Below are 25,913 nucleotides of genomic sequence, written 5' to 3'. Positions count from 1 at the left end.
CAACGTACGGCACGTCCCCAACGTTCCGCACGTCACCCGTTTGACAGTTCACGATTACCCCGCGACTCGTCACTCACCGTGACGGCTTTCCCCTGGCCTGGTCGTGAGGAGGGTGGTGATCCAGCGCCGGGTGTCCGCCGGGTCGATCACGTCGTCGATCTCGAACGCGGACGCCACGTTGAGGGCCTTGCCGTGTTCGTAGGCGGCCGACACCATCGCCGTGAACGCCTCCTCGCGCTGCGCCGGGTCGTCGATGGCGTCCAGTTCGCGCCGGTACCCGAGCCGCACCGCACCTTCGAGGCCCATCGGGCCGAACTCGCCGCTCGGCCACGACACGGCGAACAGCGGCACCTTCAGGCTGCCCGCCGCCATCGCCTGCGCGCCCAACCCGTACGCCTTGCGCAGCGCGACGAACCCGAACGGCACGTCGAGGTTCGCGGCGGTCACGAGCATCCCGGTCAGGCGCCGCACGGTCGCGGTGCGCTCGGCGTCCGGTCCGACCATGAATCCCGGCGTGTCGCACAGCGACAGCACCGGCAGGGCGAACGCGTCGCACAGCCGGAGGAACCGCGCCGCCTTGTCCGCCGAGTCGGCGTCGATCGCCCCGCCGAGGTGGCCGGGGTCGTTCGCGATCAGCCCCAGCGGCCGGCCCTCGACCCGGACCAGGGCGGTGACGATGCCGCGCCCGAACTCCCGCCGCAGCTCCAGCACCGACCCGGTGTCGGCGAGCGTCTCCACCACGGTCCGCACGTCGTAGGCGCGCACCCGGTTCTCCGGCACGAGGTGCCGCAGCAGCCGCTGGTCGGCGCACTCCCAGCCGTCGGTCGACCACCCGTCGGTCGACCACCTGTTGGCAGGCCCCTGGAAGTACGAGAGGTACTTCTTGGCCACCGCGACGGCCTCGGCCTCGTCGGACACGAGCACGTCGATCACGCCGTTGGGCACCTGTACGTCCACCGGCCCGATCTCCTCGGGCCGGAACACGCCGAGCCCGCCGCCCTCGACCATCGCCGGGCCGCCCATGCCGATGGTCGCGTCACGGGTCGCGATGACGACGTCGCACGTGCCCAGCAGCACGGCGTTCCCGGCGAAGCACCGGCCGGACGCGATGCCCACCAGCGGCACCCGCCCGGAGAGCTTGGCAAACAGGTGGAACGCCATGCAGTCCAGCCCGCTGACGCCGCCGTGGTCGGTGTCGCCCGGCCGACCGCCGCCGCCCTCGGCGAACAGCACCACGGGCAGCCGCCGCTGCTCGGCCAACGCGAACATCCGGTCCTTCTTGGCGTGGTTGCGCAGACCCTGGGTGCCCGCGAGCACCGTGTAGTCGTAGGACATCGCGACGACCTGGCCGCCGTTCACCGTGCCGACGCCCGCGACCAGCCCGTCCGCGGGCGTGCGCTCGACCAGTTCGTCCAACGACCGCCGGCGGCGTTGCGCGGCGATGGCCAGCCCGCCGTACTCCACGAAGTCGGTGCACAGGTCGCTGATGTTCTCCCGGACCGTGCGCCGCCCGGCCGCGTGCCGCTTCGCCTCCGCCTCGGGACGGGAGAAGTCGTGCCGTGCCAACGTCTCCGCGAGATCCGGCCGCACGTCGTCCAGGTCGACCGCGACGGCCTTCTCCTCCACCGCGACGTCCACCCCTTCGGCCAGCAACGCGCCTTCCGCCACCGTGTCGCCGACCTCGACCAGCACCCGCGCGTCGCCGATCGGCACGACGTGCTGCATCTTCATCGCTTCCACGACGACCGCGCCGGACTCGATCGCCACGACGGTGCCCTGCACGGGAGCGCGCGCTCCGGTGTCCTCGCGCGGCAGTGAGTCCACCAGTCCCGTGTGTGCCTTCAGGACATCCGGGTGGTCCAGGAGCCCGCGCAGGAAGCCGATGTTCGTCTTCGCACCGTCCACAATGAACTCGTCCAGCGCGCGGCGGGCGCGGCGCAGTGCGGTGTCCAGGTCGTCGGCGTGCACCACGACCTTCGCCAGCAACGGGTCGAAACCGAGACCCGCCCGGTAGCCGACCGAGGCGTGCGTGTCGACCCGGACACCCGGTCCGGACGGCGGCACGAACGCCGACAGCCGTCCCGTCGAGGTCAGGCTGACGCGCAGTTGCAGCGCGCTGCCGCGCGGCGTGTGCGTCAGGTCCGGCTCGACCTCGGTCGCCAGCAGCAGTTGGGCGCGCACCAGGTCCAGCCCGGTGACCTGCTCGGTGACGGTGTGCTCGACCTGGAGCCGGGGATTGGCCTCCAGGAACGCGAACCGGCCGTCCGGCGCGACCAGGAACTCCACCGTGCCAAGCCCGGTGTACCGGACGGCGCGCGCGATCGTCGCCGCCGCCTCGTGCAGCGCGGCGCGCAGGTCGGGGGAGAGGTCCGGCGCGGGCGCGACCTCGACCAGCTTCTGGTGCCTGACCTGCAACGAGCAGTCGCGGTCGCCCAGCACCGTCGTGCCGACCAGCTGCACCTCGACGTGCCGGGCCGGTTCGAGCAGTTCCTCCACGAACACGGTGTCGTCGCCGAACGCGGCCAGCGCCTCGGCCCGGCACCGCTCGACCGCGCCGGAGAGGTCGGCGAGCCGCCGCACCACCCGCACGCCCTTGCCGCCGCCACCGGCGACGGCCTTCACCACCACCGCGCCGTGCGCGCGGAAGAACTCCTCGAACCCGTTCTCGGCGCCCGCGAGCACCGGCACGCCGACCTCCGCCGCGAGGGCGCGTGCCCGGCTCTTGTCGCCGAGCAGTTCGAGCACCTCGGGTGGCGGTCCGACGAACGTGAGCCCGGCATCGGCGCAGCGCCGGGCGAACCCGGCGTTCTCGGCCAGGAACCCGTAGCCGGGGTGCACCAGATCGCACCCGTCCGCGGCGGCGAGCACGGCGTCCACGTCCAGGTAGGAGCCCCGGAGCCGGACCGCGCGGTCGGCGAACCGGCCGTGCGCGTCGTCGGAGTCCGTGACCAGGGCGACGGTGCGCCAGCCGAGGTCGGCGGCGGCGCGGAGCACCCGGACGGCGATCTCTCCTCGGTTGGCGACGAGCAGCGTGGGCACCTTCAACCTCCTGAGCGACCGCTTAGTATGTGACCGCCGTCGCATACTGGCATCTGCGCTTAGCGTTCGTCCAGAGGGAACCGATCCACCTACCGAGGCGTCCTTGGGACAATCCGCCCAAGGGCGTGACCCAGAAGCAGGCCAGGAGGCACCACCGTGGTTTTCAAGAGGATGTTGCGCGCGTTCGGAGTCGGCGGTCCCTCGGTGGACACGGTGCTGGCCAACCCGAACGTCCGGCCGGGCGAGCTGCTGACCGGTGAGGTCCGCATCGCGGGCGGCGACCACCCGGTCGACATCGACCAGGTCAAGCTGTCCCTCGTCACCCGGGTCGAGGTGGAGAGCGGCGACAACGAGCACAACCGCAACGTCGAGTTCGCGCGGATCGTCGTCGGCCAGCGGATCGCCGTCGCGGCGGGGCAGAACCTGGTGCTGCCCTTCCAGTTCCCGGTGCCGCTGGAGACGCCGCTGACCGTCGTGCACGGGCAGCCGCTGCACGGGATGACGATGGGGCTGCGCACCGAGCTGGAGGTGCGCGGCGCGGTCGACCCCGGTGACCTCGACCCGGTGGCCGTGCACCCGATCGGGTCGCAGGAGCACGTGCTGAACGCGTTCGGCGCCCTCGGGTTCCGCTTCCAGCGCGCCGACAACGAGTCGGGGCGCATCCACGGCGTGCCGCAGCAGCTGCCGTTCTACCAGGAGATCGAGTTCCTGCCGCCGGCGCAGTTCCTGGGCAAGATCAGCCAGTTGGAGCTGACGTTCGTGGCGGACCCGCACCGGCTGTACGTGGTGCTGGAGGCGGACCGCCGCGGCGGGTTGTTCCGGCAGGGCGGTGACTCGTTCGGGCACTTCGCCATGTCGCACGATGAGGTGATCCGCACGGACTGGGCGGCGCTGCTGCACCAGTGGATGGACCAGGCCGCGGGCAGGCGATCCTCCGGCGGTTACGGCATGCACGGCGGTCACCACGGCGGTCACGGCGGTCACGGCGGCCACCACGGCGGTCACCACGGCGGGGGAATCGGCGCCGGTGGTGTGGTCGCTGGAGCTGCGGCCGGCGTGTTCGGTGGGATGATGATGGGCGAGGCCCTCGACGAGATCGGGGACTTCTTCGAAGGCGACTAACCTTCAGGAGGCACAGTGGGCATCGGCGGTGTGATCAGTGCTCTGATCGTCGGCCTCATCATCGGTTTGCTGGGCAAGCTCGTGGCGCCGGGCAAGCAGGCCATTCCCATCTGGCTGACCATCGTGGTCGGCATCGTGGCGGCGTTCCTGGGCACGTTCGTGGCTCGGGCTCTCGGCGTGGAGGACACGCCCGGCATCGACTGGATCGAGATCATCGCGCAGGTGGTGATCGCCGCTGTCGGCGTCAGCCTCGTCGCGGGGTTCTACGGCAAGAAATCCATCCGCTAGCCCCCGACCGGACCAACAGGGCCTCCCGGAACGTTCCGGGAGGCCCTGTGCCGTCCGCGGGAAAAGTGAGGAAGGATCACAGGTATGGCCAACGAGCCCTCCATCGACGACCCGAGCGGTTCCGAGGCCCCGCGTGGCATCCTCGACGGCTTCGGCGCCTACCGCACCACGAGGCCGGACCACTACCGCGACCTGTTCGCACGCGGGATGGTCGTGCTCGACACCGCCACCCTGCTCGACTTCTACCGCTGCACCGCCGCCACGCGCGCCGACTTCCTCCACGCACTGAGACGCCTCCGCGACCGCCTGTGGGTGCCGCACCAGGTGCTCGCCGAGTTCTGGCGCGACCGCGAAGCGGCGCTCGGTGACGTCGAGAGGGCGACCGGGCAGGCGACGGCCGCCCTGCGGAAGGCGGAATCCCAGGCGTTGCAAGGCCTGCGGGCCTGGGCGAACCGGGTGTCGCTCGCACCCGAGGAGCTGACGTCGCTGGAGCATGGCCTCCGGGACGCGCACGCGCACGTGGTCACGCGCCTGACCGAGGTCACCAGGCAGGACTTCGTCACCGTGGTGGACACCGAGGAGGACCAGGTCGTCGCCGACCTCGACGGCCTGCTCTACGGCCGCGTCGGCGCCCCGCTGCCGCCGGACGAGCACCGGGCGGCGGTGACCGAGGCCGCCAGTCGGGCGTTCGGCGACTACCTGGTGTGGAAGCAGCTGCTGGTGGAAGCGACCCGGCGCAAGCAGGACGTCCTCCTCGTCACCGGTGACACCGAGGAGGACTGGTGGCGCCTGGACAAGAACGACAACCCCAAAGGGCCGCGGCCGGAGCTCTACGAGGAGATGCGGGCGGTGGCCGGGGTCAGGTTGTTCATGATGCGGCCGGACACCTTCCTCCGGCACGCGAAGGAGCAGTTCGGTCTCCCGGTGCGGGGGGAGTCCATCGACGACGTCGAACGCTCCCTCCGGAACCAGCCCGAATCCCTGGCGCTGGAGATGCTCGCGGTCGACTTCACCGACGTCTTCGGGAAGCGGGGCTTCACGCCGGTGCTCGCGGCGAACAAGGACGGTTACGTGATCATGTCGGCGGGCGAGGCGGGTGACCGGTGCCGCGCCTTCGTCGTCAACCCGCCGCTGGGGACGCCGGCCGGTGCCGTGAAGTGGATCCGCAGGGTGCTGCGCCGGCACGCGGAGGAGGGGAGCGACGACGTGGTCGTGCTCCCGGGTCGGCGCGGCGACGGGCTGCTCAACGGCCTGGACAACGTCGGCGTCGCGACCGTCTGGCAGACCGGGGACGGTTGGGCGGGCACCGAACTCGCCCACGAGCAGGGTTGGGTCGAGCAGCCCGCCTAACGCCCCGCCGTGCCGACCATGCGCAGCACCAGGTCGGCGTAGAGGTCGCCGATCTCGGCGGGGGTGCGACGGCCGGAGGGCTGGTACCACCGGGCCACGTCGATGCACAGCGACAGCACCGCGAGAGTCGCCCCGCGCACGTCGGGCACGTCGAACACGCCCGCCGCCACGCCGTCCTCGACCATCCCGCGCACCGCCGCCTCGATCCGCCGGCGCAGCTCCACCACCTCGGCCAGGTGCTCCGGCGTCAACGCGCTCAACTCGTACTGCACGACCCGCGCCGTCGTGTGGAACTCGGCGTGCCAGGACGCGAAAGCGCGCACGGCAGCCGCCAGCCGGGCCGCCGGATCGTCCTCCGACACGGCCGTGAGCACCGACAACGACGTCCCGTGCCCGATCCGCGAGATCTGGAACAGCAGTTCCTCTTTGGACCGGTAGTGGATGTACACCGCGGCTGGCGACATGCCGGCCTGCGCCGCGATGTCACGCGTCGTGGTGGCGTGGTAACCGCGCACCGAGAACGCGGCGGCGGCGGCGATCAGCATCCGCCTGGCCGCCGGCGGCGTGACCGAGGACCATGTCTCATCCAGGAGCGCGAACTCACCCTGGGTCGAAGTCATGCACTCTCCTTGACACGAGCCCGAACGATACCGCAGGCTAAGCACACGCTTAGATCTAAGCAACCGCTTAGTATGGAGGACGTGAGAGTGCGCCGCACGCTGTTCGAACCCGACCACGAAGCGTTCCGCGAGTCCGCGCAGGCGTTCGTCGACCGCACCCTCAAGCCGAACTACGAGAAGTTCGTCGAGCAGCGCCACATCGACCGCGACGTGTGGCTCGAGGCCGGCAAGCAGGGTCTGCTCGGCCTGGAGGTCCCCGAGGAGTACGGCGGCAGCGGCGCGAACGACTACCGGTTCAACGCCGTGCTCGGCGAGGAGGTGTCCAAGGCCAGCGCCGGCATGGCGTCCTGCCTGGGCATCCACAGCGACGTCGTCGCCCCGTACCTGGTCGACCTGTGCACCGAGGAGCAGAAGCAGCGCTGGCTGCCCCGGTTCTGCGCGGGCGAGATGACGACCGGCATCGGCATGACCGAGCCCTCCGGCGGCTCCGACCTGGCCGCGCTCAAGAGCAACGCGGTCAAGGACGGCGACGACTGGATCCTCAACGGCTCCAAGACGTTCATCACCAACGGCTTCTCCGCCGACATGATCGTGGTCGCCGCGCGCACCAGCCCGGAGAAGAAGGCCAGGGGCATCACCCTGTTCGCGGTCGAGACCGGCATGAAGGGCTTCGAGCGCGGTCGCAAGCTGGACAAGGTCGGCCAGCCCGAGTCCGACACCGCCGAGCTGTTCTTCGAGGACGTCCGGATCCCGGCGGAGAACGTCATCGGCGAGGTCGACCAGGGCTTCATCTACATGATGGAACGCCTGCCGCAGGAACGCCTCGGCGGCGCGATCTCCAACCTGGCACACGCCAGGCAGGTCCTGGTCGAGACGATCGCCTACGTGAAGGAGCGCAAGGCGTTCGGGCAGGCCATCGGCTCGTTCCAGTACAACAAGTTCACCCTCGCCGAGCTGGTCACCAAGATCGACGTGACGCAGGCGTTCCTGGACCAGTGCACCGACGCGCACACCCGGCGCGAGCTGAGCGCCGTGGACGCGGCCAAGGCCAAGTACTGGAGCGCGGACGTGCAGAACGACGTCATCGACGCGTGCGTGCAGCTGCACGGCGGCTACGGCTACATGACCGAGTACCGCGTGGCCCGTGCCTGGATGGACGCGCGGGTGACCAAGATCTGGGCCGGTTCCAACGAGATCATGAAGGAACTCATCGGCCGCGACCTGGGCCTGTGATCGTGTCCGAACAACCACCACGCGAGGTCGCGTCGGTCGTTCGTGACCGACTTCCAGGCGACCGAGCCCGCCGTCTGCGGAGCAGCGGCAATTCACACAGAGAGCGGATCTGATGGGAATCCTGGACAAGTTCCGGCTGGACGGGCAGGTCGCGATCGTCACCGGCGCGTCCTCCGGCCTGGGCGTGGCGTTCGCCAAGGGCCTGGCCGAGGCCGGCGCGGACGTCGTGCTCGCCGCCCGGCGGGTCGACAAGCTCAAGGAGACCGCGCAACTGGTCGAGAACGCCGGACGGCGCGCGCTGATCGTGCGGGCCGACGTGGCGCAGCCGGACGACTGCCGCGAGGTCGCGCGTGCCGCCGCCGAGTTCGGCCCGGTGCACGTGCTGGTGAACAACGCGGGCGTGGCGTCGGCGGTGCCCGCGTCCCGTGAGACGCCCGAGCAGTTCCTGGGCGTCATGGACGTGAACCTCAACGGCGCGTACTGGATGGCGCAGGCGGCGGCGGCCGTGATGACCGACGGCGGGTCGATCATCAACGTGTCCAGCGTGCTCGGCCTCGTCTCCGGTGGTCTGCCGCAGGCCGCGTACTCGGCGTCGAAGGCCGGTCTGCTCGGTCTGACCCGCGACCTGGCGCAGCAGTGGACCGGCCGCAAGCGCATCCGGGTCAACGCGCTCGCGCCCGGCTACTTCGCCTCCGAGATGACCGACCAGTACCCCGAGGGCTACCTCGAATCGCACATCTCGCGGCTGCCGATGGGCCGGGTGGGCGATCCGGAGGAGCTGGCGGCGGCGGTCGTGTTCCTCGCTTCGGCGGCAGGCGGTTACACCACCGGCGCGACGTTCGTGGTCGACGGCGGTGCGACGATCGGGAGCTGATCCCCGCTGGGGGTGATTCCCCGACTTGTAACCCACTCCGGCGGCACGGCGATCTAGCCTGGTACCAGGGGAGATCGCCGTCCGCACGGGGGAGTGGCGTGGTCGCGAAGAGCTCTGCCGAAGAACCGACCTTCACCGTCACCGAGCCGCCCAGATCCATTTTCCGCCGCAAGCGCTTCCTGCTGCCGTTCGGCATATCGGCGGGCGTCGCGTCGGCGGGTGCCATCGCGTTGTTCGTTTCGGGAACGGTCGCGCTGCCGTTCCAGGAGATCACCGTCGTGCGGGCGATGATGGCATCCAAGTCGGTGTTCTTCCAGGACACCGAGGTCCGCCGGATCCTGATGGCCAACCGCATCGAGGTGCGGGTCACCGACTCGGGTGGTTCACGGGAGCTCATCAGGGACAGGCAGAACCGGGTCCGCGAGTTCGACTTCGTGATGCCCTCCGGCCAGGTCGCCGGCGAGTTGATCCGGGACCGGTTCGGCGGCCGGGTGTACTTCCCGTTCTCCAGCCCGCTGGTGCTGGGCGCGTTCAGGGAGTACGCGGAAGCCCTGGAGAGCGAGGGAATCGCGGAACCGCAGAAGAGCGGGGAAGACAACCTCTACTACACCCTCGACATGGGCCGGTTCGTCAAGCTGTCTTTGCCTGCGGACGGGAGATCGTCGGCGGCGACCTGGGACGGGTTGAAGAAGCCCGTCGACAACCGCAACCAGATCGTCGCGCAGACGCCGAGCCCGTGCGTCTCCTACTCGGGTTCGGCCTGGCTGGGCCTGGTCGCGTTCGCCGAGAACAATTTCGTCGTCCCGAAAGAGCAGACCGCCCTGGCCGTGGCGGAGCGGATCAAACCGGTGTTCGAGATCGAGGGCCTGCACGCCTCGGCGATCGGCACCGCGTTCTTCCACCCCGACGGCCGCACCGCCGCCCCGGTCGGCGTCATGTACGAGCACCAGTACTTGGCGCACCAGCTCGACACGGTGGCGCGGACCGGCAAGCCGGACTACGAACGCGTGCTGCTCTACCCCGACACGAACCACCGCACCGAGCCGTGGCTTATCGCGTTCAGCCCGGCGGGCGAGCGGGTCGGCGACCTGATCCGCAACGACCCCGGCCTGCGCCGCCGCGCCCTCGAACTCGGGTTCCGGCTGGACAACCAGGATTCGACCGCGCTCAACGGTCTGCTCAACGAGCGCGGTCTGCCGGAGCCGGTGCTGAGCAGCACGGAAGGGTTCCTGCCCAAGCCGCCGGACCTGGAGGCGATGATCAGGGAGGTCGGCCGCTGCCCTGAGATCCAGGTGCCGATATGAGGCTGACGGCGGTCCTCTTGTCGGTGGCGGTCCTTTTGTCGGTGGCGGTGCTGGGCGGGTGCACGTCCGGCACGCCGGAGTCGACCACGTTGACCGTGCTGGCCAGTTCGGAGCTGGCGGACCTCGCGCCGGTGCTGGCCGACCTGCGCCGCGACACCGGGGTGGAGCTGGAGCTCGACTACCGGGGCACCGTGCGGGCCGGCGAGGAGCTGGCGGTGGGCGTCGACCACGACCTCGCGTGGTTGGCCACGAACCGGTACCTGCAGCTGAAGAACGCGGACCTGCCGCTGTCCACCACCACGATGCTGTCGCCGCTGGTGCTGGGCGTGAAGGCGGGCAAGGCGGGGGTGTTGCACGGGGCGTCGTGGGCGGATGTCGCGGGTCGTGCGGCGGCGGGGGAGCTGCGGTTCGGCATGGCGGACCCGAGGGTGTCCGGTAGCGGGATGGCGGCGTTGATCGGGGTGGCGACGGCCGCCGCCGGGACGGGTGCCGCGCTGCGTCCCGAGGACGTGACCTGCGACAAGCTCCAGGGCTTCCTCACCGGACGGGTGTTCGGCGCGGCCGGCGCGGCCGAGGTCGTGGACGAGTACGTGAAGCGGCAGGACGAGGTGGACGCCGTGGTCGCGTACGAGTCGACGGTGCTGTCGCTGAACGCGTCCGGGCAGCTGCGCGAACCGTTGGAGGTCGTGTACCCGCGGGATGGGATCGTGCTCTCCGACTATCCGTTGATGCTGCTCGAACCCGACAAGCGCGCCGCGTACGACCGGGTTGCGCAGTGGCTGCGGTCGCCGTCCGCCCAGCGGGCGATCATGGAACGCACGTGGCGCCGGCCGGTGGACCCGCAGGTCGAGCGCACGGAGAAGCTGCGTGAGCCCATCGGCACCGCGCTGTACTTCCCGGGCACGCAGGAGGTCGTGGACATCCTGCTCGCCGCCTACGACCGGGCCGGCGCGCCGGGGCGGGTGGTGTTCGTGCTGGACCACTCGACGTCCATGGCGGGCGGGCGGATCGCCGGGCTGCGGGAGGCGTTCGCGACGCTGAGCCGGGCGGGCGGGTTCGACCGGTTCCGGGTGGGGGAGACGGTCGTGCTCGTGCGGTTCGCGGGGACCGTCATGGAGGAGCGCAGCGTCGTGGTCCAAGGGGTGGCGGACCTGGAGGCGCTGGCCGGTGCGCTGGCGTCGGCCGGGCTGGCGGACGACGGCACCGCGATCTGGTCGGCGCTGGACCACGCCTACCGGATCGTCGGTGACGGCACGGTGGTGCTGATGACCGACGGCGAGAACAACGCCGGGATGAGCGCGGACGAGTTCCTGGCCGCGTGGCCGGACCCGCCGGCGCGCACGTACGCGATCCGGTTCGGCGAGGCCGACCCGGTGGAACTGGACCGGGTGGCACGGGCGACCGGTGGGCGGGTGGTGGACGCCGGTGCGGGGTCGCTGTTGGAGGCGCTGAGGGAGATCCGTGGCTGTCGATAGGGAACTCTGGTGGTCGGTGTGGTGGCCGTGGGCGGTCTTGTGGATCGCCACCGCGCTGGCACTGGTCGTGGCGGTCGGGGTGGCCGTGTGGGCGTGGCGGGTCAGGCGCCGCTACCTCCCGGGCGAGGTGCCGGGCGTGCCCATCTACCTCGATGACAAGGCGGTCATCGGCATCTACCAGGTGGGCCGGTTCGGTGACGCCATCACCAAGGAGGTCATCCAGCGGGTCGGCTACACCAAGGACGGCAAGATCGCGCTGCCGGGCCTCGATGCGGCCGCCGGGGCGGCCCACAGCCACGAGGTGATCAAGACCTACATGGAGACGCACGAGCCGATCGCGGTGATCGGCGTGCTGATGGCCGCGCTGGAGTCCGCCGACGGGGTGGTGCACGTGGACCTGCGCCGGCTCACCCTGCGCCGCAACACAGCGCTGGAGCAGCACCTGCGTTCCCTGGACGGCCCGCCCATCTCGGCCAGGCTGCGGTGGATCGATTCGTACGTGTCCGTGAAGGGCACGTTCCGGATGGACTCCGAGCGCGACGGCACGACCGTGTTCCTGGCCGCGTTCGGCGCCCAGGACAACCCGGAGGAGGGCCCGCAGATGAGAATCGCGTGCAACAGCGCCGGCCTGCGTGACGAGCTGGTGCCCGAAGGCGCGTTCAACGCTCGCTGCCTGGGGCGGGTGCAGGCGTGGAAGGCGGAGGAAGGGCACCTGGTCATCCGGCCGATCGCCATGTTCCAGTGATCGGGCGTGCCATGCTTGGCCCATGGCATCGGTACCGGAGCGGTTGATCGACGCCGCGACGCGGTTGTTCGCCGCCAAGGGCTTCGACCGGGTCGCGGTGCAGGAGATCGTGGACCTGGCGGGCGTCACCAAGGGCGCCATGTACCACTACTTCGGGTCCAAGGACGACCTGCTGCACGAGATCTACGGCAGCCTGCTGCGGATGCAGACGGAGCGGCTGGAGCACTTCGCGTCCGGGTCGGCGCCGGTGGCCGAGCGGCTGCACGCGGCGGCGGTCGACGTCGTGGTGACGTCGGTGGACAACTTCGACCAGGCGCGCGTGTACTTCCGTTCGGCCGACCACCTGGCCGAGGACAAGCGGCGGGAGATGCGGGCGGAGCGGCGGCGCTACCACGAGCGGTTCCGGTCGCTCGTGGAGGAAGGGCAGGCGGCGGGCGTGTTCCGGACCGACGTGCCGGCGGACCTGACCGTGCACTACTTCTTCGGCACGGTCCACCACCTCGGCCAGTGGTACAGCGCCGACGGGCCGTTGTCGGCGAAACAGGTGGGCCGTCACTTCGCCGACCTGCTGCTGGCGTCGTTGCGTCCCGTGGAGGGCTCGTCGTGAAGTCTCACCTGCACCGCTACCTCCGGACCGCGCGTGAGGCGCTGCTGTGGAAGCTGGACGGCCTGTCGGAATACGACGTGCGGCGACCGTTGACGCCGACGGGCACGAACCTGTTGGGCCTGGTCAAGCACCTGGCCGGGGTCGAGGTGGGGTACTTCGGCGACACGTTCGGCCGACCGTTCGCCGAGCCGTTGCCGTGGATGAGCGACGATGCGGAGCCGAACGCCGACATGTGGGCCACGGCCGACGAGTCGCGCGAGGACATCGTTGCCCTCTACCAGCGGGCCTGCGCGCACGCGGACGAGACGATCGACGCGCTCGACCTCGACTCACCCGGCACGGTGCCGTGGTGGCCGAAGGAGCGTGAGGCGATCACCCTCCACGTCGTCCTGGTCCACATGATCGCGGAAACCAACCGCCACGCCGGACACGCCGACATCGTCCGCGAACTCATCGACGGCACAGCGGGCCTCCGCCCGGACGCCGACAACCTCGCCCCGGTCGACGCCACGTGGTGGGAGCAGTACCGGGCCAACCTGGAACGCGTAGCCCGCGAGGCCAACGCCTGACCGTCGCGCACAACGCCCGCACCCAGTGGCGTGGTGGGCAGCGGGCGAAAGCCAGCACCTGCAGCACTTGTCCACAGCCCGCGCTTCCTCGCCCGGCTTTGTCGGTCCCTTGTGGCAGGCTGAAAGCAGGGGTCCCCTTGGCGAGGACCCCTGCGCAGCCGGTGGCGGTGGACCCCGTGGGCCGGTGGGTCAGGGGACCAGCAGGACGACGGTCTCCGCTACGCACCCGGGCTTCGGGTTGCCCTCGATCTCCACGGTCACCTTCACCACCGCCTGCTTGCCCTGCGGCACGTCGGTGATCTCCGCCAACTCCGCGCCGGCCCGCACCCGCGACCCGACGACGACCGGGCTCGGGAAGCGCACCTTGTTCAGCCCGTAGTTCACGCCCATGGACAGGCCCTGCACCGTGTAGATGTCCCGCACCAGCATCGGGATCAGCGACAACGTCAGGTACCCGTGCGCGACCGGCGCGCCGAACGGACCGCGTGCGGCCTTCTCCAGGTCCACGTGGATCCACTGGTGGTCGCCCGTGGCGTCGGCGAACAGGTTGATCTCGGCCTGCGTGATCTCGTGCCACCCGCCGTGACCGAGGTGCTCGCCCTTGGCCGCCGCCAACTCGTCGAGGTTCGCGAATACCCGCATGTCAGTCCTTCGGTCCGCCGGCGACGTAGACGACCTGACCGGACACGAACCCGGCGCCCTCGCTGACCAGGAACGACGCCGTGTGCGCGATGTCCTCCGGCGTGCCGACGCGGCCGACCGGGATCATCGCCGCCGCGCCCTTCTTGAAGTCCTCGAAGTCGACGCCGACCCGCGCCGCCGTCGCGGCGGTCATGTCGGTCGCGATGAACCCCGGCGCGATCGCGTTCACGGTCACGTTGAACTTGCCCAGCTCGATCGCCAACGTCTTGGTGAACCCCTGCAGGCCCGCCTTGGCCGCCGAGTAGTTCGCCTGACCCCGGTTGCCCAGCGCCGACGTGCTCGACATGTTGACGATGCGGCCCCACTTCGCCGCCGTCTGGAACTTCTGCACCGCCCGGCTCATCAGGAACGAGCCGCGCAGGTGCACGTTGATCACCGCGTCCCAGTCGTCGTCGGTCATCTTGAACAGCAGGTTGTCCCGCAGGATGCCCGCGTTGTTGACCAGGACGGTCGGCGCGCCCAACTCGTCGGCGACCCGCTGCACCGCCGCGTCGACCGCCGCGCTGTCGCTGACGTCGACACCCACCGCGATGGCCGTCCCGCCGGAGGCCTTGATCTTCTCCACGGCGTCGGCACAGCTGCCCTCGTCGAGGTCGAGCAGCGCGACGGCCAGGCCGTCCTGCGCGAGCCGCGTGGCTACGGCGGCGCCGATGCCGCGTGCGGCACCGGTGACGATGGCCACCCGTGCGTCCGTCTCGGCCACGGTCAGTCCTCCTTGATCTGCGGGCCTAAGCAACCGCTTAGTAACCTACCTGGCAGGGTCGCCTTGACGCCAGAGCGCGTCAGGAGAACCATACCGACTGGTCGGAATGTCAGCCAGAGGAGGCGCGGTGGAGTTCTCGGGCAAGGTCGCACTGGTCACCGGAGCCGCGAACGGCATCGGGGCGGGGGTGGCGCGCAGACTGGCCGCCGCCGGCGCGTCCGTCGTCGTCGCCGACGTGGACGACGATCGGGGCAAAGCCGTCGCCGACGAGGTGGACGGCGTGTTCGTGCACTGCGACGTCAGCGATCCCCGGCACGGCGAAGCGGCGGTGACGACGGCCGTGGAGCGGTTCGGCGGGCTCGACATCGCGGTCCTGAACGCGGGCATCGGCACCGGGTTCGGCCTCGGCGACGACTTCGACCCCGAGCGGTACCGCAAGGTCATGGGGATCAACTTCGACGGCGTGGTGTACGGCGTGCACGCGGCGTTGCCCGAGCTGAAGAAGCGCGGCGGGCGCATCGTCGCCACCGCCAGCATGGCCGGCCTGATGGCGATGCCCATGGACCCCCTGTACGGCGCGAACAAGGCCGCCGTCGTCGGGCTCGTCCGCGGCCTGGGACCGGTGCTCGCCACCGACGGCGTCACCGTCAACGCCGTGTGCCCGTCGTTCGCCGACACCGCGATCATCTCCGGCTTCAAATCCGCACTGGTGTCCTCCGGCATGCCGGTGATGAGCGTGGACGACGTGGTCGACGCGTTCGTCGCCGTGTTGCGCGACGGCAAGCCAGGCGAATGCTGGTTCGTGCAGGCCGGACGTCCCAGCGCGCCGTTCACCTTCCCCAACCCGCCCGGCCCGCGCACCGCCACCGGCGAGCGCGTCTCCATCGACCACGACCCGATCACCGACCCGATCACCACCGACCCGATCACCACCGAGGAGAACTGACACCCGTGCGCGCCATCCAGATCACCGAGTTCGGCGGACCGGAAGTCCTCAACGAGGTCGAACTCCCCGATCCCGTCGCGGGGCCCGGCGAACTGCTCGTCGAGGTCAGCCGCGCGGGCCTCAACTACGCCGACACCCACCAGGCCGAGAACTCCTACCTGGCCAAGATGCAACTGCCGATGGTGCCCGGCGGCGAGGTCGTCGGCACGGCGGGCGACCGCCGCGTGGTCGGCCTGACCAACCACGGCGGGTACGCGCAGAAGGCCGTCGTGCCCGAGGCGACCGCGTTCGACGTGCCCGAAGGCGTGGACGACCTCACCGCGTTGAGCATGGTCGTGCAGGGCGCGACCGCGTGGCTGCTGCTGCGCCGCAGCGCGCACATGGAGCCGGGTGAGACCGTCGTCGTGCACGCCGCCGCGGGCGGGGTCGGGTCGCTGGCCGTGCAGCTGGCGAAGAAGTGGGGCGCGGGACGCGTCATCGCCACCGCGAGCACCGAGGACAAGCGCAAGCTCGCGCTGGACCTGGGCGCGGACGTCGCCGTCGACTCCACCGCGGAGAACATGACCGACGTGCTGCGCGAGGCCAACGGCGGGCGGCGGGTCGACGTCGTGCTGGACATGACCGGCGGCGCCGTCACCGACCAGAGCGTGGCCGCGCTCGCGCCGTTCGGGCGGCTCGCGTTCTACGGCATGGCCAGCCGGCAGAGGCCGACCCCGGTCGACCCCGGCCGGCTGCTGTCGCACTCGACGGCCATCGCGGGCATGTGGCTGCCGCACGCGTTCAAGCTGCCCGGTCGCGTCGTGCACCGGGCCATGGCCGAGCTGTTCGACCTGGTCCTGGCGGGTGACCTGCGTGCCGTGCCGGGCGGCGAGTACGGGCTGTCCGAGGTGCGCAAGGCGCACAAGGACCTGCGGGCCCGCCGCACCACCGGCAAGCTGGTGCTGGACCCGTCACGCTGAGGCGTCGCGCTGAGGTATCGCGCTGAGGCGTCGCGGAAACGGGGGCCGCTCGTCGATCGGGTGGCCCCCGTTCCCGGATGTCCGGTCGGTCAGTCGCTCAGTTCGGCCAGTGCGGCCTTGACCTTCGCGAGCTCGGCCTCCAGCTCTTCCATCCGCGTGCGGTGCTGGGTACGGGCTGCCTCGATGACCTCGTCGATACCGCCGGCGATGTCGTCGTGCAGCTCCTTGGCCGCCCGCGACACCGCCGCCGCCGAGATGACGAGACCCTGCACGACCCGCTTGGTGCCGTGCACCAGGTCGGCCTGCCACTCGCCGTCGGCGGTCCCGGTGACGGTCAGCGTGAGCTCGACCGTGCGGGTCTTCTTGGCCGTCGACTTGGGCCGCTTCGTCGCGGGCTTGGCCTCGGTCTCTTCCTGCGGCACGGGTGCGACCTCCTGCTGCACGGGTGCGGCGGGCGCCTCGGCGTCCACCTTCTCTTCCTGCTCCACGAGCGTGTCCGCCTCCACGTTCTCGTTTCCTCTCTGCGCATCCGGCTCGACCCGGCGTGATCATAGAACACGTGTTCGATGATGGGTCGATCGCCCCGCACAGCGTAGGGTGTCGAGCTTGTGAGCGGTTGGAGGGACTTCTCCGCTCGCCGGTTCTTGGACCGGCTGAGCGACGAAATGGGTATCGCGGCGGTCTTGACGCCCGGCGTGTTGGCGCCCGGTGTGCTGGCCGTCGTCGACCAGCACGGTGCGGCGGTGCGCGACATCCTCGCGTTCGGCGTGCCCGCGGCGGCGGTGGCGGGTGTGGTGCTGCTCGCCGGCTACGCCAAGGGCGTGCTGGACGAGGCGACGGCGCAGGGCTGGGCGCCGCCGTCGATCGTGGACTGGGCGAACGCGGACTGGACGACGCTGAGACTCGCCGCCGTCTGCCACCTGGCCCGCCGCGACGAGCCGGCCCTCGAGGCCTAGGTCGCGGCGTCGTCGCACCGGCCGACCGACCGGACGTCGCGTCACAGCGTGCTCGGCAACCGGAATTGTCGGACCCCTCGGGCAGAATAAAAGCAGGGGTCCCCTTGGCGAGGACCCCTGCGAAGCGTTCGATCCGATCTGGCGTGTGTTCTACCGCGTGCGGTTGCCGAATGCGGTTACCGCTGCTCACCCGGCGGGTACTGGCCCGGCTGCGGCTGGACCGGTTGGCCGACCGGCGGGGTCGGCATGTTCGCCGCGTGTGCCGGGGTCTCGGTGACCCGGGTCGTCTGCTCGCCGGCCGCCGTCGGCGCGACCTGCGTCCGCTGCACGTCCTCACGGCCGCGCTGGTAGGCCTCGGCCTGCGCCTTGGCCTGCGGCACCTCGTTCTCGGCCCTCGTCAGCCAGCCGTCCCAGCGCTGCTGCATGGGCCTGATCAGGCCACCGCCGACGCCGACGACCGCGATACCGCCGATCGTCGCGAGGATGGTGATCAGGATCGGCGTGGTGACGGTGGTGGCGACACCGATCTGGTTCAGCGCCGCGATCACACCGAGAGCGATGATGAACCACGAGGCGATCTTGCCGAGCGTCGGACCGTAGGTGAGCCCACCGAGCGCACGCGTCGCGATGTCCTGCACGGCCCGCGCGATGGCGGCGGCGACCACGATGATGACGATCGCGACGATCGCCCGCGGCAGCCAGGCCACGATCTGGTTCAGCAGGTCGCTCACCGGGTTCGCCCCGAACAGCCCGAACGCGATCTGCAGCGCGATCAGCAGCACCGCGTAGTACACGAGCTGCGCGACCAGCCCCGAGGCGTCGAACTTCGAACGCTCCAACGCTTCGTTGATGCCACCGCGCTGCACGGCGCGGTGGAAGTGCACGCGCTCCAGCACCTTGTTCACCGCGGAGCGCAGCACCCGGGCGACGATCCACCCGATGAGCAGCACGACGAGGAACCCGGCGAGCTTCGGCAGGAAGGTCACCACGGAGCGCAGGGCGTCACCGGCGGCGTCACCGATGCCTTGAGCCTGCACCGTCTGCACGGCGAGCAGGGCTTTCATCGTCTTCGACCTCCTCGGACGACCGGTTCGTCTCTGCCAAACCGGTTACCCGATGTGGTCGGGTCAAACCTCGGGGGTCGGCGGCAGCCGCACGGTGCGGTCCACCTCGACGTGCGAGACGCCGGGCACGGCGCCGAGCAGGTCGCCCACCTCGGGAGCGACCCGCCCGGTCACCACGCCCAGCGTCTCCAGCACGTTCTCCACCACCATCCCGGCGTCGCGCAGCGCGGACACCACGGTGGGCAGGTCGGCCAGGTTGTCGTCGGCTACCGAGACCACGACCTTGTCCACGGCGCCTCCGTCGGTGATCCGGCTCCTCGGTGCACTAGGGAGCTTGCACCAATCCTGCACCCACATCCGTGGAAGGCAAGCCCAGCCGACGGGCGGACTGCGACAACCTCGCCCACAGCTCCCACCCGCGCGAGCCGTACTTCTCCGCGATGAGCGCGGCGATGCCCGCGACGTGCGGCGTCGCCATGCTGGTGCCCTGGATGCGCTTGTGCATGCCGAGGCCGCCGTCCTCCTTGTTCCAGCTGGAGTAGATGTCCACACCCGGGCCGACGAGGTCGATCTGGCCGATGGTGTCGACGGTCCCGCAGGAGAAGAACGCGATCGCCCGCTGCACGTCCACCGCGCCGACGGAGAGGATCGACGGGCAGTTGGCCGGGTGGCCCACCGGCGCGAGCTTGCCCGGCCGGTCGCTCTCGTTGCCCGCGGCCGCGACGATCAACGAACCCTTGCCCATCGCACGCGTGGCGGCCTGCTCGAAGATCTGCGAGTGCGGCGTGCCCGCCCGCACGGCCGCGCCCAGCGACATCGAGATGACCGCGCAGCCGTTGGCGATGGCCCACTCGATACCGGCCAGGATGCCGCTGTCCGTGCCGCTGCCCTTGTTGGACAGCACCTTGCCCGCGTAGATCTCGGCCTCGTAGGCGACGCCGTATCCCGGACCGCCGCTGGCCGCCTGACGCGGACCCGCGGCGGAACCGATGCAGTGCGTGCCGTGACCGTGCGCGTCGTCCACCGACTCGCCGGTGATGAACGACTGCGTCATCACGACGCGGCCCGCGAAGTCCGGGTGCGCGACGGTGAAACCGGTGTCGAGCACGGCGACGCGCACACCCTTGCCGGTGGACTTGCTGAGGTTCGCGCCCACGGCCTGGAGGCCCCAGGTGAACACGGACTCGTCCACGGCGGGCGCCGCGGCCTCGTCGGTGCCCGTGTCCGGCGGCGCGGAGTAGGCGTGCACGATCCGCTCGGCCTCGACCACGGAGATCGGGCCCGGCGACTCGGCGGCCTGGGTCAGCTGCGCGACCTGGTCCGGTGTCGCGTCGACCACGGCGATGCCCAGGTCCTGGAAGATCAGGCCATCGGCCGCGGCGAGCTCTTCGGTGCTGGCGGCGTCCGCGGTGCTGGCGGCGTTGATCCCGGCGACCCGGTTCATCTCCCGCGCGCCCGCCGCGACGGACTTGTCCTCGAGGAGCACGAGATAGCGGCCAGTGGTCTCGGCGCCCGTTGGTTGTGACATGACGGTCCCCTTCGGGGTTGGACGACAGTCAGGTGTAACCCCGGATCACGCTCGTGCTCAATCGGCCGTAAGAGTTGGCCGCGTGAGTCGAACGTGGTTCGTATGCCTAGTGGAGGCTCCGAACGGCGAAGAGATACAGGTCAGGCCGCCGCAGGCTCGGCACCACGCTTTCGAGTGAACTTTCTCGCCACCGGTTCCACCACCCGTGCCGCGACCGGCCCGAGAACCGCCATCAGGAGCACGTACGCCGTCGCCAGGGCCGCCAACCGCCCGTCCACCGCGCCGGACGCCACGGTGAGCGACGCGATCACGATGGAGAACTCGCCACGCGCCACCAGCGCCGCGCCCGCCCGCGCCCGGCCCATCCGCCCGACGCCCTGCCGCCGTGCGGCCCACCACCCGGTGGCCACCTTCGTCAACGTCGTGACCACGGCCAGCGCCACCGCCAGCCCCAGCACGGGCGGGATCGACGCCGGATCCGTGTTCAGGCCGAACACCACGAAGAACATCGCCGCGAACAGGTCGCGCAGCGGCTCCAGCATCCGGGTGGCGTTCTCCGCCGTCGACCCCGAGATCGCGATGCCCAGCAGGAACGCGCCGACCGCCGCGGACACCTGCAACTGCGACGCCACACCCGCGACCAGCAACGCCGCGCCGAGCACCTTGAGCAGGAACACCTCCGGGTCCGGGCTGTCCACCAGCGCCGACACGTACCGGCCGAACTTGAGCGCGATGATCAACACGACGGTGATCGCGGCCAACGAGATGCCCACCGCGCTCAACCCGCCGAGGAAGCTCACGCCCGCCAGCAGGGCGGTCAGGATCGGCAGGTAGACCGCCATCGCCAGGTCCTCGAACACCAGGATCGACAACACCACCGGCGTCTCCCGGTTGCCCAGCCGGCCCAGGTCGCCGAGCACCTTCGCGATGATCCCGGACGACGAGATGTAGGTGACGCCGCCCATCGCCAGCGCGCCGACCGGACCCCAGCCCAGGATCAGCCCGGCGATCACGCCCGGCGTCGCGTTCAGCACGATGTCCACCACACCGGCCGTCCACGACCGCTTGAGGCCGGTCACCAGCTCGGCGGCCGAGTACTCCAGGCCGAGCAGGAGCAGCAGCAGGATCACGCCGATCTCGCTGGAGATGTGGGTGAAGTCCTCGATGCCGTGCAACGGCACCAGGCCGCCCTGGCCGAACGCCAGGCCGCCGATCAGGTAGAGCGGGATCGGGGAGATGCCGATCCGCCACGCCATCTTGCCGAGCAGGCCCAGCCCGAAGAAGACCGCGCCCAATTGGATGAGTGCGATTGCGGTGTTGTGCAAGGTGCTCAGCCACCGCCCAGCAGCTCGCCCGCCTCGGCGAGACCGGACGTGGTGCCGACCACGACGACGAGGTCGCCGCCCGCGAAGACGAAGTCCGGCCGCGGCGACGGGTGCACCGCGCCGCCGCGCACGACGGCCACGATGGACGCGCCGGTGCGGGTGCGCAGCTCGGTCGCGGCCAGCGCGGCGCTGTCGAACCGGGAGCCGGGCACGATCGGGAACTGCCTGGTCGAGATGCCCGCGACGTCCCGGTGCTGCTCTTCGAGCAGCGCGACCAGCTGCGGCGCGCCGAGCAGGCCCGCCAGGGTGCTCGCCTCGGCGGGCGTCAGCGCTATCGACGCCACGCAGTCGTCCGGGTCGTCCGGGTGCGAGACGATCAGGTCGAACTTGCCGTCGCGGTGCGTGATCACCCCGATCCGACGGCCTGCTCGGATCATGAAGTCCTGGCGGGTGCCGATCCCCGGAAGCGGCGTCACCTCGACGTTCATCCACCCGATCATAATCGGGTGATGGGACGTGTCGGGGCGATCAGCCGGGGATGGGTGGTCCGCGACCGCGTGCCCGGACCGGACGTGGACGAGTTCGCCGAGCCCGAGCGGATCGTCGCCGCGCTGGCCCGCGCCCGTCCCGGCACGCTGCTCGCCGTGCAGCACCCGCACCGCACGCCCGCCGCGCTGGCCGCCGGGTCGAGCCTGTTCGACGCCCTGCCGCACGCCCGCGCCGAACTCGCCCACCTGCGCCGCAACGCCTACCGCGAGGTGCGCGACGTCGTTGCGCCGTACCGCGTGGACGGCCCGGACGGCACCGCGTACGGGCTGCTGTGCATGGTCGACCCGGCGGCCGTCGGGCACACCGAGGACGTCTACCCCGACGTGGTCGCCGAACGCGCCCGCGTGCTGTCCGGCCTCGGCTGCGTGACCAGTGCGGCGATGCTCGTGCCGGTCGCCCGCGAGGTCGGGCTGACCCGGCTGGTGGCGGAGGTGGACGACGAGCCGGCCGTGTCCGTGGTCGATCCCGGTGGGCGGCGGCACTGGCTGTGGCTGGTGGGGCCGGGCGACCGCCAGGACGCCCTGCTGGCCGCCGCCGGCGAGCACCCGTTGATGGTGGCCGACGGCAACCACCGGGTGGCCGCGTCGGCCGGGCTGTCCGGGCTGTTGGCGCTGGTCACGGCCGGTCCCGACCTGCGGATCGGGCCTATCCACCGGGCCGTCGTCGGCACCGGGCTGTCGTTGGCGGACCTGACCGTCGCGTGGCGTGCGGTCGGGCTGACGGTGACGCCGGTCGACGCCGCGACCCGCCCGTCACCGGGGGTGGTGGTCGCGGTGGCCGGCACCTCCGCCGTTCGCGTCGAACTGCCGTCGGACGGCGTGGACCACGCGTTCGTGGAGGCCGTGCTGCTGGACAAGGCGCTCGGGCTCGACCCGGAGAGCCCGCACGTGCGCCCGGTGACCGGTGACGTCCCGGTGGCCCCCGACGGCGCGGACCTGGACGCCGTCCTGCTGATGGCACCCGTGCCGCTGGCCGACGTGCTGGCCGTGCACGCGGAAGGCGGCCGGATGCCGCGCAAGAGCACCTACTTCACCCCGAAGCCGCGCAGCGGCCTGCTGCTGGCGGATCTGGACTGACCTGGGCACGGACTGGCCCTGATGCGGGTGTGACGTGCCGCACCAGGCACAATTGGCGGTTGACGACCGTCGCGTTGAGGAGGAAAACCCGTGGGACACGGTGAGCTGCGTGGCGTTGTGGCCCTCGACGGGCCCTCCGGCACCGGCAAGTCCTCCGCAGCACGCCGACTCGCGGCCACTCTCGGCGCGCGCTACCTGGACACCGGCGCGATGTACCGCGCGATCACGCTGGCCGTGCTGCGCGCCGGCGTCGACCTCACCGACCAGGCACGGGTCGCCGAGGTCGCCCGTGCGGCGCCGGTCGTCCAGGGCACGGACCCGGACCGCTCCACGACGTTCCTGGACGGCGAGGACGTCGGCACGGAGATCCGCGGCCCCGAGGTGACGCTGGCCGTGTCACCGGTCTCGGCCGTGCCCGCGGTGCGCGAACTGCTGGTCGCCGAACAGCGCCGGATCATCGCGACCGCGTTGGACGAGGCGGGCGGCATCGTGGTGGAGGGCCGTGACATCGGCACCGCCGTCGTGCCCGACGCCCCGCTCAAGGTCTACCTGACCGCCGACGCCGAGGCCCGCGCCCAGCGCCGCGCCAAGCAGGACACCGCCTCCGGCCGCGAGTCCACGTTGGACGCGACGCTCGCCGACGTGCAGCGCCGCGACGCCTACGACTCGTCGCGCGCGGTGTCGCCGCTGCGTGCCGCCGACGACGCGGTGGTGCTCGACACGACGTCGCTGGACCTCCCCGGCACGCTGGACGCGCTGCTGGAACTGGTGGACGACCACGGCCTGATGGCCCGGACGAGCGGACGGGTGCGCGGGTGACCGACCAGCTCCCCGAGGGCTCGGCGCCCTGGCTGCACGACATCGGCCGGTGGATCTCGCGCGGGCCCTTCCGGACGCCGTTCCGCGTGCGGGTGCACGGCGTCTCGCGGATGCCGCTGGCAGGCCCGGTGGTCGTCGTGGCGAACCACAGCTCGATGGCGGACGGGCCGATATTGTTCGGCGTCCTGCCCCGGCGTGTGGTGTTCTTGATCAAGCAGGAGATGTTCAAGGGCGTGGTGGGCACGCTGCTGCGCAAGATCGGCCAGCTGGCCGTGCGGCGCGGCGAGCCCGACCGGGCGCCGCTGCTGGCCGCGCAGAAGGTGCTGCGGGCCGGTGGCGTGGTCGGCGTGTTCCCCGAGGGCACCCGCGGCACGGGCGACGTGACCGAGGCCCAGAAGGGCGCGGCGTGGCTCGCCCGCTCGACCGGCGCGGTCGTCGTGCCCGTCGCGTGCCGGGGAACCCTGCGCCCGGCCGGAACCGGACGCCGGTTCCGGCCCGTGGTGGACGTGCTCGTGGGTGAGCCGTTCGAGCTGCCGACCGACAAGGGTCGCCAGGCGCTCGTGAAGGCCACCGAGCAGGTCCGCGACCGCTTGGCCACGTTGGTGGCCGAGCTCGACAGCCAGCGAGGAGAAGCAAGATGACGGACTTGGACGGCACCTGGGCGGACGAGTCCGACTGGACCGCGTTCGACGAGACGGTGGAGGGCGAAGAGGGCGGCGCGCCGCCGATGCCCGTGCTGGCCGTGGTCGGCCGGCCGAACGTGGGCAAGTCGACCCTGGTCAACCGCATCATCGGCCGCCGTGAGGCGGTCGTGCAGGACGTGCCAGGCGTCACCCGTGACCGGGTGGCGTACGACGCGTTGTGGAACGGGCGCAAGTTCACCGTGGTCGACACCGGCGGCTGGGAGCCCGACGCCGTCGGCATGATGGCCGCGGTCGCCGCGCAGGCGGAACTCGCCATGGCCACCGCCGACGCGATCCTGTTCGTGGTGGACGCCACCGTCGGCGCGACGACCAACGACGAGGCCGCGGTGAAGCTGCTGCGCCGGTCCAAGCGGCCCGTGCTGCTGGTGGCGAACAAGGTCGACGACGAGCGGCTGATGGCCGAGGTCGCGTCGCTGTGGTCGCTGGGCCTCGGTGAGCCGATCCCGGTGTCCGGCCTGCACGGACGCGGTTCGGGCGACATGCTCGACGCGATCCTCAAGGCGCTGCCGGAGACGCCGCGCGAGACGTTCGAGGCGGTCCGCGGCGGCCCGCGCCGGGTGGCGCTGGTCGGCCGGCCGAACGTCGGCAAGTCGTCCCTGCTCAACCGGCTCAGCGGCGAGGACCGGTCCGTCGTGCACGACGTCGCGGGCACCACCGTCGACCCGGTCGACTCCCTCGTGGAGCTCGACGACGAGCTGTGGCGGTTCGTCGACACGGCCGGCCTGCGCAAACGGGTGAACTTCGCGTCCGGCGCGGAGTACTACGCGTCGCTGCGCACGAAGGCCGCGATCGAGTCCGCCGAGGTGGCGATCGTGCTGCTGGACGCGTCCGAACCGATCAGCGAGCAGGACCTGCGGGTGCTGACCATGGTCGTGGAGTCGGGTCGGGCGTGCGTGCTGGCGTTCAACAAGTGGGACCTCGTGGACGAGGACCGGCGGCACGCGATGGTGCGTGAGCTGGAGCGGGGCCTGGTCCGGGTGCCGTGGGCGGAGAAGGTGAACATCTCCGCGTTGACGGGACGCGCGGTGCGCAAGCTCGCGCCCGCGTTGCGGACGGCGTTGAACTCCTGGGACACCCGGGTGCCCACCGGACGGCTGAACTCGTGGCTGACCGACCTGATCGCCGCCACCCCGCCGCCGGTGCGCAGCGGCAAGCAGCCGAAGGTGCTGTTCGCCACCCAGGCGAGCACCCGTCCGCCGACGTTCGTGCTGTTCACGACGGGTTTCCTGGAGGCCGGGTACCGGCGGTTCATCGAGCGGAAGCTGCGCGAGGAGTTCGACTTCGCGGGCAGCCCGGTGCGCATCTCGGTGCGGGTGCGGGAGAAGCGCCCGAAGAAGTGATCGGTTGCTCCGGCAG

General features: G+C 71.1%; 27 protein-coding genes. 17 read left to right on the top strand and 10 right to left on the bottom strand.

The window, feature by feature from the left end:
• Positions 1-69: 69 nt before the first annotated feature.
• Positions 70-3,039 carry an acetyl-CoA carboxylase family protein gene (locus FM051_RS35615; protein WP_238412275.1) on the bottom strand — a complete coding sequence of 990 codons (2,970 nt, stop codon included), beginning with the start codon at positions 3,037-3,039 and terminating at the stop codon, positions 70-72.
• A gap of 156 nt (positions 3,040-3,195) precedes the next feature.
• On the opposite strand from FM051_RS35615, the gene FM051_RS35610 reads away from it, so the two are divergent.
• From FM051_RS35610 to FM051_RS35600, 3 genes are all read left to right on the top strand, one after another.
• Positions 3,196-4,161, top strand: a complete 966-nt coding sequence (locus FM051_RS35610) for a sporulation protein (RefSeq protein WP_158842700.1) — start codon at positions 3,196-3,198, stop codon at positions 4,159-4,161.
• 15 nt (positions 4,162-4,176) lie between these two features.
• Positions 4,177-4,449: a GlsB/YeaQ/YmgE family stress response membrane protein gene (locus FM051_RS35605; RefSeq protein WP_158842699.1), complete on the top strand. Its 273-nt coding sequence runs from the start codon at positions 4,177-4,179 to the stop codon at positions 4,447-4,449.
• An 84-nt stretch (positions 4,450-4,533) separates the two neighbouring features.
• Positions 4,534-5,799 (top strand): PIN-like domain-containing protein, encoded by a 1,266-nt coding sequence (locus FM051_RS35600; protein ID WP_158842698.1) that lies wholly within the window; start codon positions 4,534-4,536, stop codon positions 5,797-5,799.
• Here the strand turns inward: FM051_RS35600 and FM051_RS35595 are convergent.
• Complete coding sequence (locus FM051_RS35595) at positions 5,796-6,419, bottom strand: TetR/AcrR family transcriptional regulator (protein WP_158842697.1); 624 nt, start codon at positions 6,417-6,419, stop codon at positions 5,796-5,798. The two genes, FM051_RS35600 and FM051_RS35595, sit on opposite strands and share 4 nt — an antisense overlap.
• 87 nt (positions 6,420-6,506) lie before the next feature.
• Here FM051_RS35595 and FM051_RS35590 point away from each other — a divergent pair, with 87 nt between their 5' ends.
• From FM051_RS35590 to FM051_RS35560, 7 genes are all read left to right on the top strand, one after another.
• Positions 6,507-7,652: an acyl-CoA dehydrogenase family protein gene (locus FM051_RS35590; RefSeq protein WP_158842784.1), complete on the top strand. Its 1,146-nt coding sequence runs from the start codon at positions 6,507-6,509 to the stop codon at positions 7,650-7,652.
• Positions 7,653-7,764: 112 nt separating this feature from the next.
• On the top strand, positions 7,765-8,526 hold the full coding sequence (locus FM051_RS35585) for an SDR family NAD(P)-dependent oxidoreductase (RefSeq protein ID WP_158842696.1): 762 nt from the start codon (positions 7,765-7,767) through the stop codon (positions 8,524-8,526).
• Positions 8,527-8,624: 98 nt separating this feature from the next.
• The gene (locus FM051_RS35580; protein ID WP_158842695.1) at positions 8,625-9,830 is read left to right on the top strand and encodes a hypothetical protein; all 1,206 of its coding nucleotides are present in this window, start codon (positions 8,625-8,627) and stop codon (positions 9,828-9,830) included.
• Positions 9,827-11,305, top strand: coding sequence for a vWA domain-containing protein (locus FM051_RS35575; protein ID WP_202918768.1), 1,479 nt, complete (start codon positions 9,827-9,829; stop codon positions 11,303-11,305). The genes FM051_RS35580 and FM051_RS35575 overlap by 4 nt, the downstream gene beginning before the upstream one ends.
• Positions 11,292-12,050: a hypothetical protein gene (locus FM051_RS35570; RefSeq protein ID WP_158842694.1), complete on the top strand. Its 759-nt coding sequence runs from the start codon at positions 11,292-11,294 to the stop codon at positions 12,048-12,050. Before FM051_RS35575 ends, FM051_RS35570 begins: the two co-directional genes overlap by 14 nt.
• Positions 12,051-12,072: 22 nt before the next feature.
• Positions 12,073-12,657, top strand: coding sequence for a TetR/AcrR family transcriptional regulator (locus tag FM051_RS35565; RefSeq protein WP_158842693.1), 585 nt, complete (start codon positions 12,073-12,075; stop codon positions 12,655-12,657).
• Positions 12,654-13,226 carry a DinB family protein gene (locus FM051_RS35560; protein WP_158842692.1) on the top strand — a complete coding sequence of 191 codons (573 nt, stop codon included), beginning with the start codon at positions 12,654-12,656 and terminating at the stop codon, positions 13,224-13,226. Before FM051_RS35565 ends, FM051_RS35560 begins: the two co-directional genes overlap by 4 nt.
• A gap of 189 nt (positions 13,227-13,415) precedes the next feature.
• Here the strand turns inward: FM051_RS35560 and FM051_RS35555 are convergent, their stop codons facing one another.
• Together FM051_RS35555 and fabG are read right to left on the bottom strand one after the other, a co-directional pair.
• Positions 13,416-13,868, bottom strand: a complete 453-nt coding sequence (locus tag FM051_RS35555) for a MaoC family dehydratase (RefSeq protein ID WP_158842691.1) — start codon at positions 13,866-13,868, stop codon at positions 13,416-13,418.
• A 1-nt stretch (position 13,869) separates the two neighbouring features.
• Positions 13,870-14,631 (bottom strand): 3-oxoacyl-ACP reductase FabG, encoded by a 762-nt coding sequence (gene fabG, locus FM051_RS35550; protein ID WP_158842690.1) that lies wholly within the window; start codon positions 14,629-14,631, stop codon positions 13,870-13,872.
• 106 nt (positions 14,632-14,737) lie between these two features.
• On the opposite strand from fabG, the gene FM051_RS35545 reads away from it, so the two are divergent.
• Together FM051_RS35545 and FM051_RS35540 are read left to right on the top strand one after the other, a co-directional pair.
• Positions 14,738-15,577: an SDR family NAD(P)-dependent oxidoreductase gene (locus FM051_RS35545; RefSeq protein ID WP_158842689.1), complete on the top strand. Its 840-nt coding sequence runs from the start codon at positions 14,738-14,740 to the stop codon at positions 15,575-15,577.
• 5 nt (positions 15,578-15,582) lie between these two features.
• Positions 15,583-16,536, top strand: a complete 954-nt coding sequence (locus FM051_RS35540) for a quinone oxidoreductase family protein (protein WP_158842688.1) — start codon at positions 15,583-15,585, stop codon at positions 16,534-16,536.
• A gap of 89 nt (positions 16,537-16,625) precedes the next feature.
• Here FM051_RS35540 and FM051_RS35535 read toward each other — a convergent pair whose 3' ends face one another.
• Positions 16,626-17,042, bottom strand: a complete 417-nt coding sequence (locus FM051_RS35535; RefSeq protein ID WP_158842687.1) for a DUF6319 family protein — start codon at positions 17,040-17,042, stop codon at positions 16,626-16,628.
• A 102-nt stretch (positions 17,043-17,144) separates the two neighbouring features.
• Between FM051_RS35535 and FM051_RS35530 the strand changes: the two genes are divergently transcribed.
• Positions 17,145-17,492, top strand: coding sequence for a DUF6401 family natural product biosynthesis protein (locus FM051_RS35530; protein ID WP_158842686.1), 348 nt, complete (start codon positions 17,145-17,147; stop codon positions 17,490-17,492).
• Between the two features lie 176 nt (positions 17,493-17,668).
• On the opposite strand, the gene FM051_RS35525 is transcribed toward FM051_RS35530, so the two are convergent.
• The 5 genes from FM051_RS35525 to FM051_RS35505 all read right to left on the bottom strand — a co-directional run bounded on the left by FM051_RS35525 (position 17,669) and on the right by FM051_RS35505 (position 21,897).
• Positions 17,669-18,556, bottom strand: coding sequence for a mechanosensitive ion channel family protein (locus FM051_RS35525; protein ID WP_158842685.1), 888 nt, complete (start codon positions 18,554-18,556; stop codon positions 17,669-17,671).
• A gap of 63 nt (positions 18,557-18,619) precedes the next feature.
• The gene (locus FM051_RS35520) at positions 18,620-18,847 is read right to left on the bottom strand and encodes a hypothetical protein (RefSeq protein WP_158842684.1); all 228 of its coding nucleotides are present in this window, start codon (positions 18,845-18,847) and stop codon (positions 18,620-18,622) included.
• 34 nt (positions 18,848-18,881) lie between these two features.
• A complete protein-coding gene (locus tag FM051_RS35515) occupies positions 18,882-20,084 on the bottom strand; it encodes a S8 family serine peptidase (RefSeq protein WP_158842683.1) in 1,203 nt (400 codons plus the stop codon).
• A 140-nt stretch (positions 20,085-20,224) separates the two neighbouring features.
• Entirely contained in the window at positions 20,225-21,409 is a 1,185-nt protein-coding gene (locus FM051_RS35510) for a cation:proton antiporter (protein WP_158842682.1), read from the bottom strand.
• A 5-nt stretch (positions 21,410-21,414) separates the two neighbouring features.
• Positions 21,415-21,897 carry a cation:proton antiporter regulatory subunit gene (locus FM051_RS35505; protein WP_158842681.1) on the bottom strand — a complete coding sequence of 161 codons (483 nt, stop codon included), beginning with the start codon at positions 21,895-21,897 and terminating at the stop codon, positions 21,415-21,417.
• A gap of 21 nt (positions 21,898-21,918) precedes the next feature.
• On the opposite strand from FM051_RS35505, the gene FM051_RS35500 reads away from it, so the two are divergent.
• The 4 genes from FM051_RS35500 to der all read left to right on the top strand — a co-directional run bounded on the left by FM051_RS35500 (position 21,919) and on the right by der (position 25,897).
• Positions 21,919-23,034: a DUF1015 family protein gene (locus tag FM051_RS35500; RefSeq protein WP_158842680.1), complete on the top strand. Its 1,116-nt coding sequence runs from the start codon at positions 21,919-21,921 to the stop codon at positions 23,032-23,034.
• 90 nt (positions 23,035-23,124) lie between these two features.
• On the top strand, positions 23,125-23,853 hold the full coding sequence (cmk, locus tag FM051_RS35495) for a (d)CMP kinase (RefSeq protein WP_158842679.1): 729 nt from the start codon (positions 23,125-23,127) through the stop codon (positions 23,851-23,853).
• The gene (locus tag FM051_RS35490; RefSeq protein ID WP_158842678.1) at positions 23,850-24,494 is read left to right on the top strand and encodes a lysophospholipid acyltransferase family protein; all 645 of its coding nucleotides are present in this window, start codon (positions 23,850-23,852) and stop codon (positions 24,492-24,494) included. Before cmk ends, FM051_RS35490 begins: the two co-directional genes overlap by 4 nt.
• Positions 24,491-25,897, top strand: coding sequence for a ribosome biogenesis GTPase Der (gene der, locus FM051_RS35485; protein WP_158842677.1), 1,407 nt, complete (start codon positions 24,491-24,493; stop codon positions 25,895-25,897). The genes FM051_RS35490 and der overlap by 4 nt, the downstream gene beginning before the upstream one ends.
• The last annotated feature ends 16 nt before the right edge of the window (positions 25,898-25,913 follow it).

Origin of the sequence: Saccharothrix deserti, assembly GCF_009769385.1 — a bacterium.
In the GTDB taxonomy this organism is placed as follows: domain Bacteria; phylum Actinomycetota; class Actinomycetes; order Mycobacteriales; family Pseudonocardiaceae; genus Actinosynnema; species Actinosynnema deserti.
Note: the sequence above shows the minus strand (reverse complement) of the source record. Positions and strands in the feature narration are given on the sequence as shown.

Excerpts from the sequence above, each read along its gene's own strand:
- FM051_RS35600 (WP_158842698.1), top strand. The coding sequence starts at position 4,534 with ATGGCCAACGAGCCCTCCATCGACGACCCGAGCGGTTCCGAGGCCCCG.
- FM051_RS35595 (WP_158842697.1), bottom strand. The coding sequence starts at position 6,419 with ATGACTTCGACCCAGGGTGAGTTCGCGCTCCTGGATGAGACATGGTCC.
- FM051_RS35585 (WP_158842696.1), top strand. The coding sequence starts at position 7,765 with ATGGGAATCCTGGACAAGTTCCGGCTGGACGGGCAGGTCGCGATCGTC.
- FM051_RS35575 (WP_202918768.1), top strand. The coding sequence starts at position 9,827 with ATGAGGCTGACGGCGGTCCTCTTGTCGGTGGCGGTCCTTTTGTCGGTG.
- FM051_RS35565 (WP_158842693.1), top strand. The coding sequence starts at position 12,073 with ATGGCATCGGTACCGGAGCGGTTGATCGACGCCGCGACGCGGTTGTTC.
- FM051_RS35555 (WP_158842691.1), bottom strand. The coding sequence starts at position 13,868 with ATGCGGGTATTCGCGAACCTCGACGAGTTGGCGGCGGCCAAGGGCGAG.
- FM051_RS35545 (WP_158842689.1), top strand. The coding sequence starts at position 14,738 with ATGTCAGCCAGAGGAGGCGCGGTGGAGTTCTCGGGCAAGGTCGCACTG.
- FM051_RS35525 (WP_158842685.1), bottom strand. The coding sequence starts at position 18,556 with ATGAAAGCCCTGCTCGCCGTGCAGACGGTGCAGGCTCAAGGCATCGGT.
- FM051_RS35515 (WP_158842683.1), bottom strand. The coding sequence starts at position 20,084 with ATGTCACAACCAACGGGCGCCGAGACCACTGGCCGCTATCTCGTGCTC.
- FM051_RS35505 (WP_158842681.1), bottom strand. The coding sequence starts at position 21,897 with ATGAACGTCGAGGTGACGCCGCTTCCGGGGATCGGCACCCGCCAGGAC.
- FM051_RS35500 (WP_158842680.1), top strand. The coding sequence starts at position 21,919 with ATGGGACGTGTCGGGGCGATCAGCCGGGGATGGGTGGTCCGCGACCGC.
- der (WP_158842677.1), top strand. The coding sequence starts at position 24,491 with ATGACGGACTTGGACGGCACCTGGGCGGACGAGTCCGACTGGACCGCG.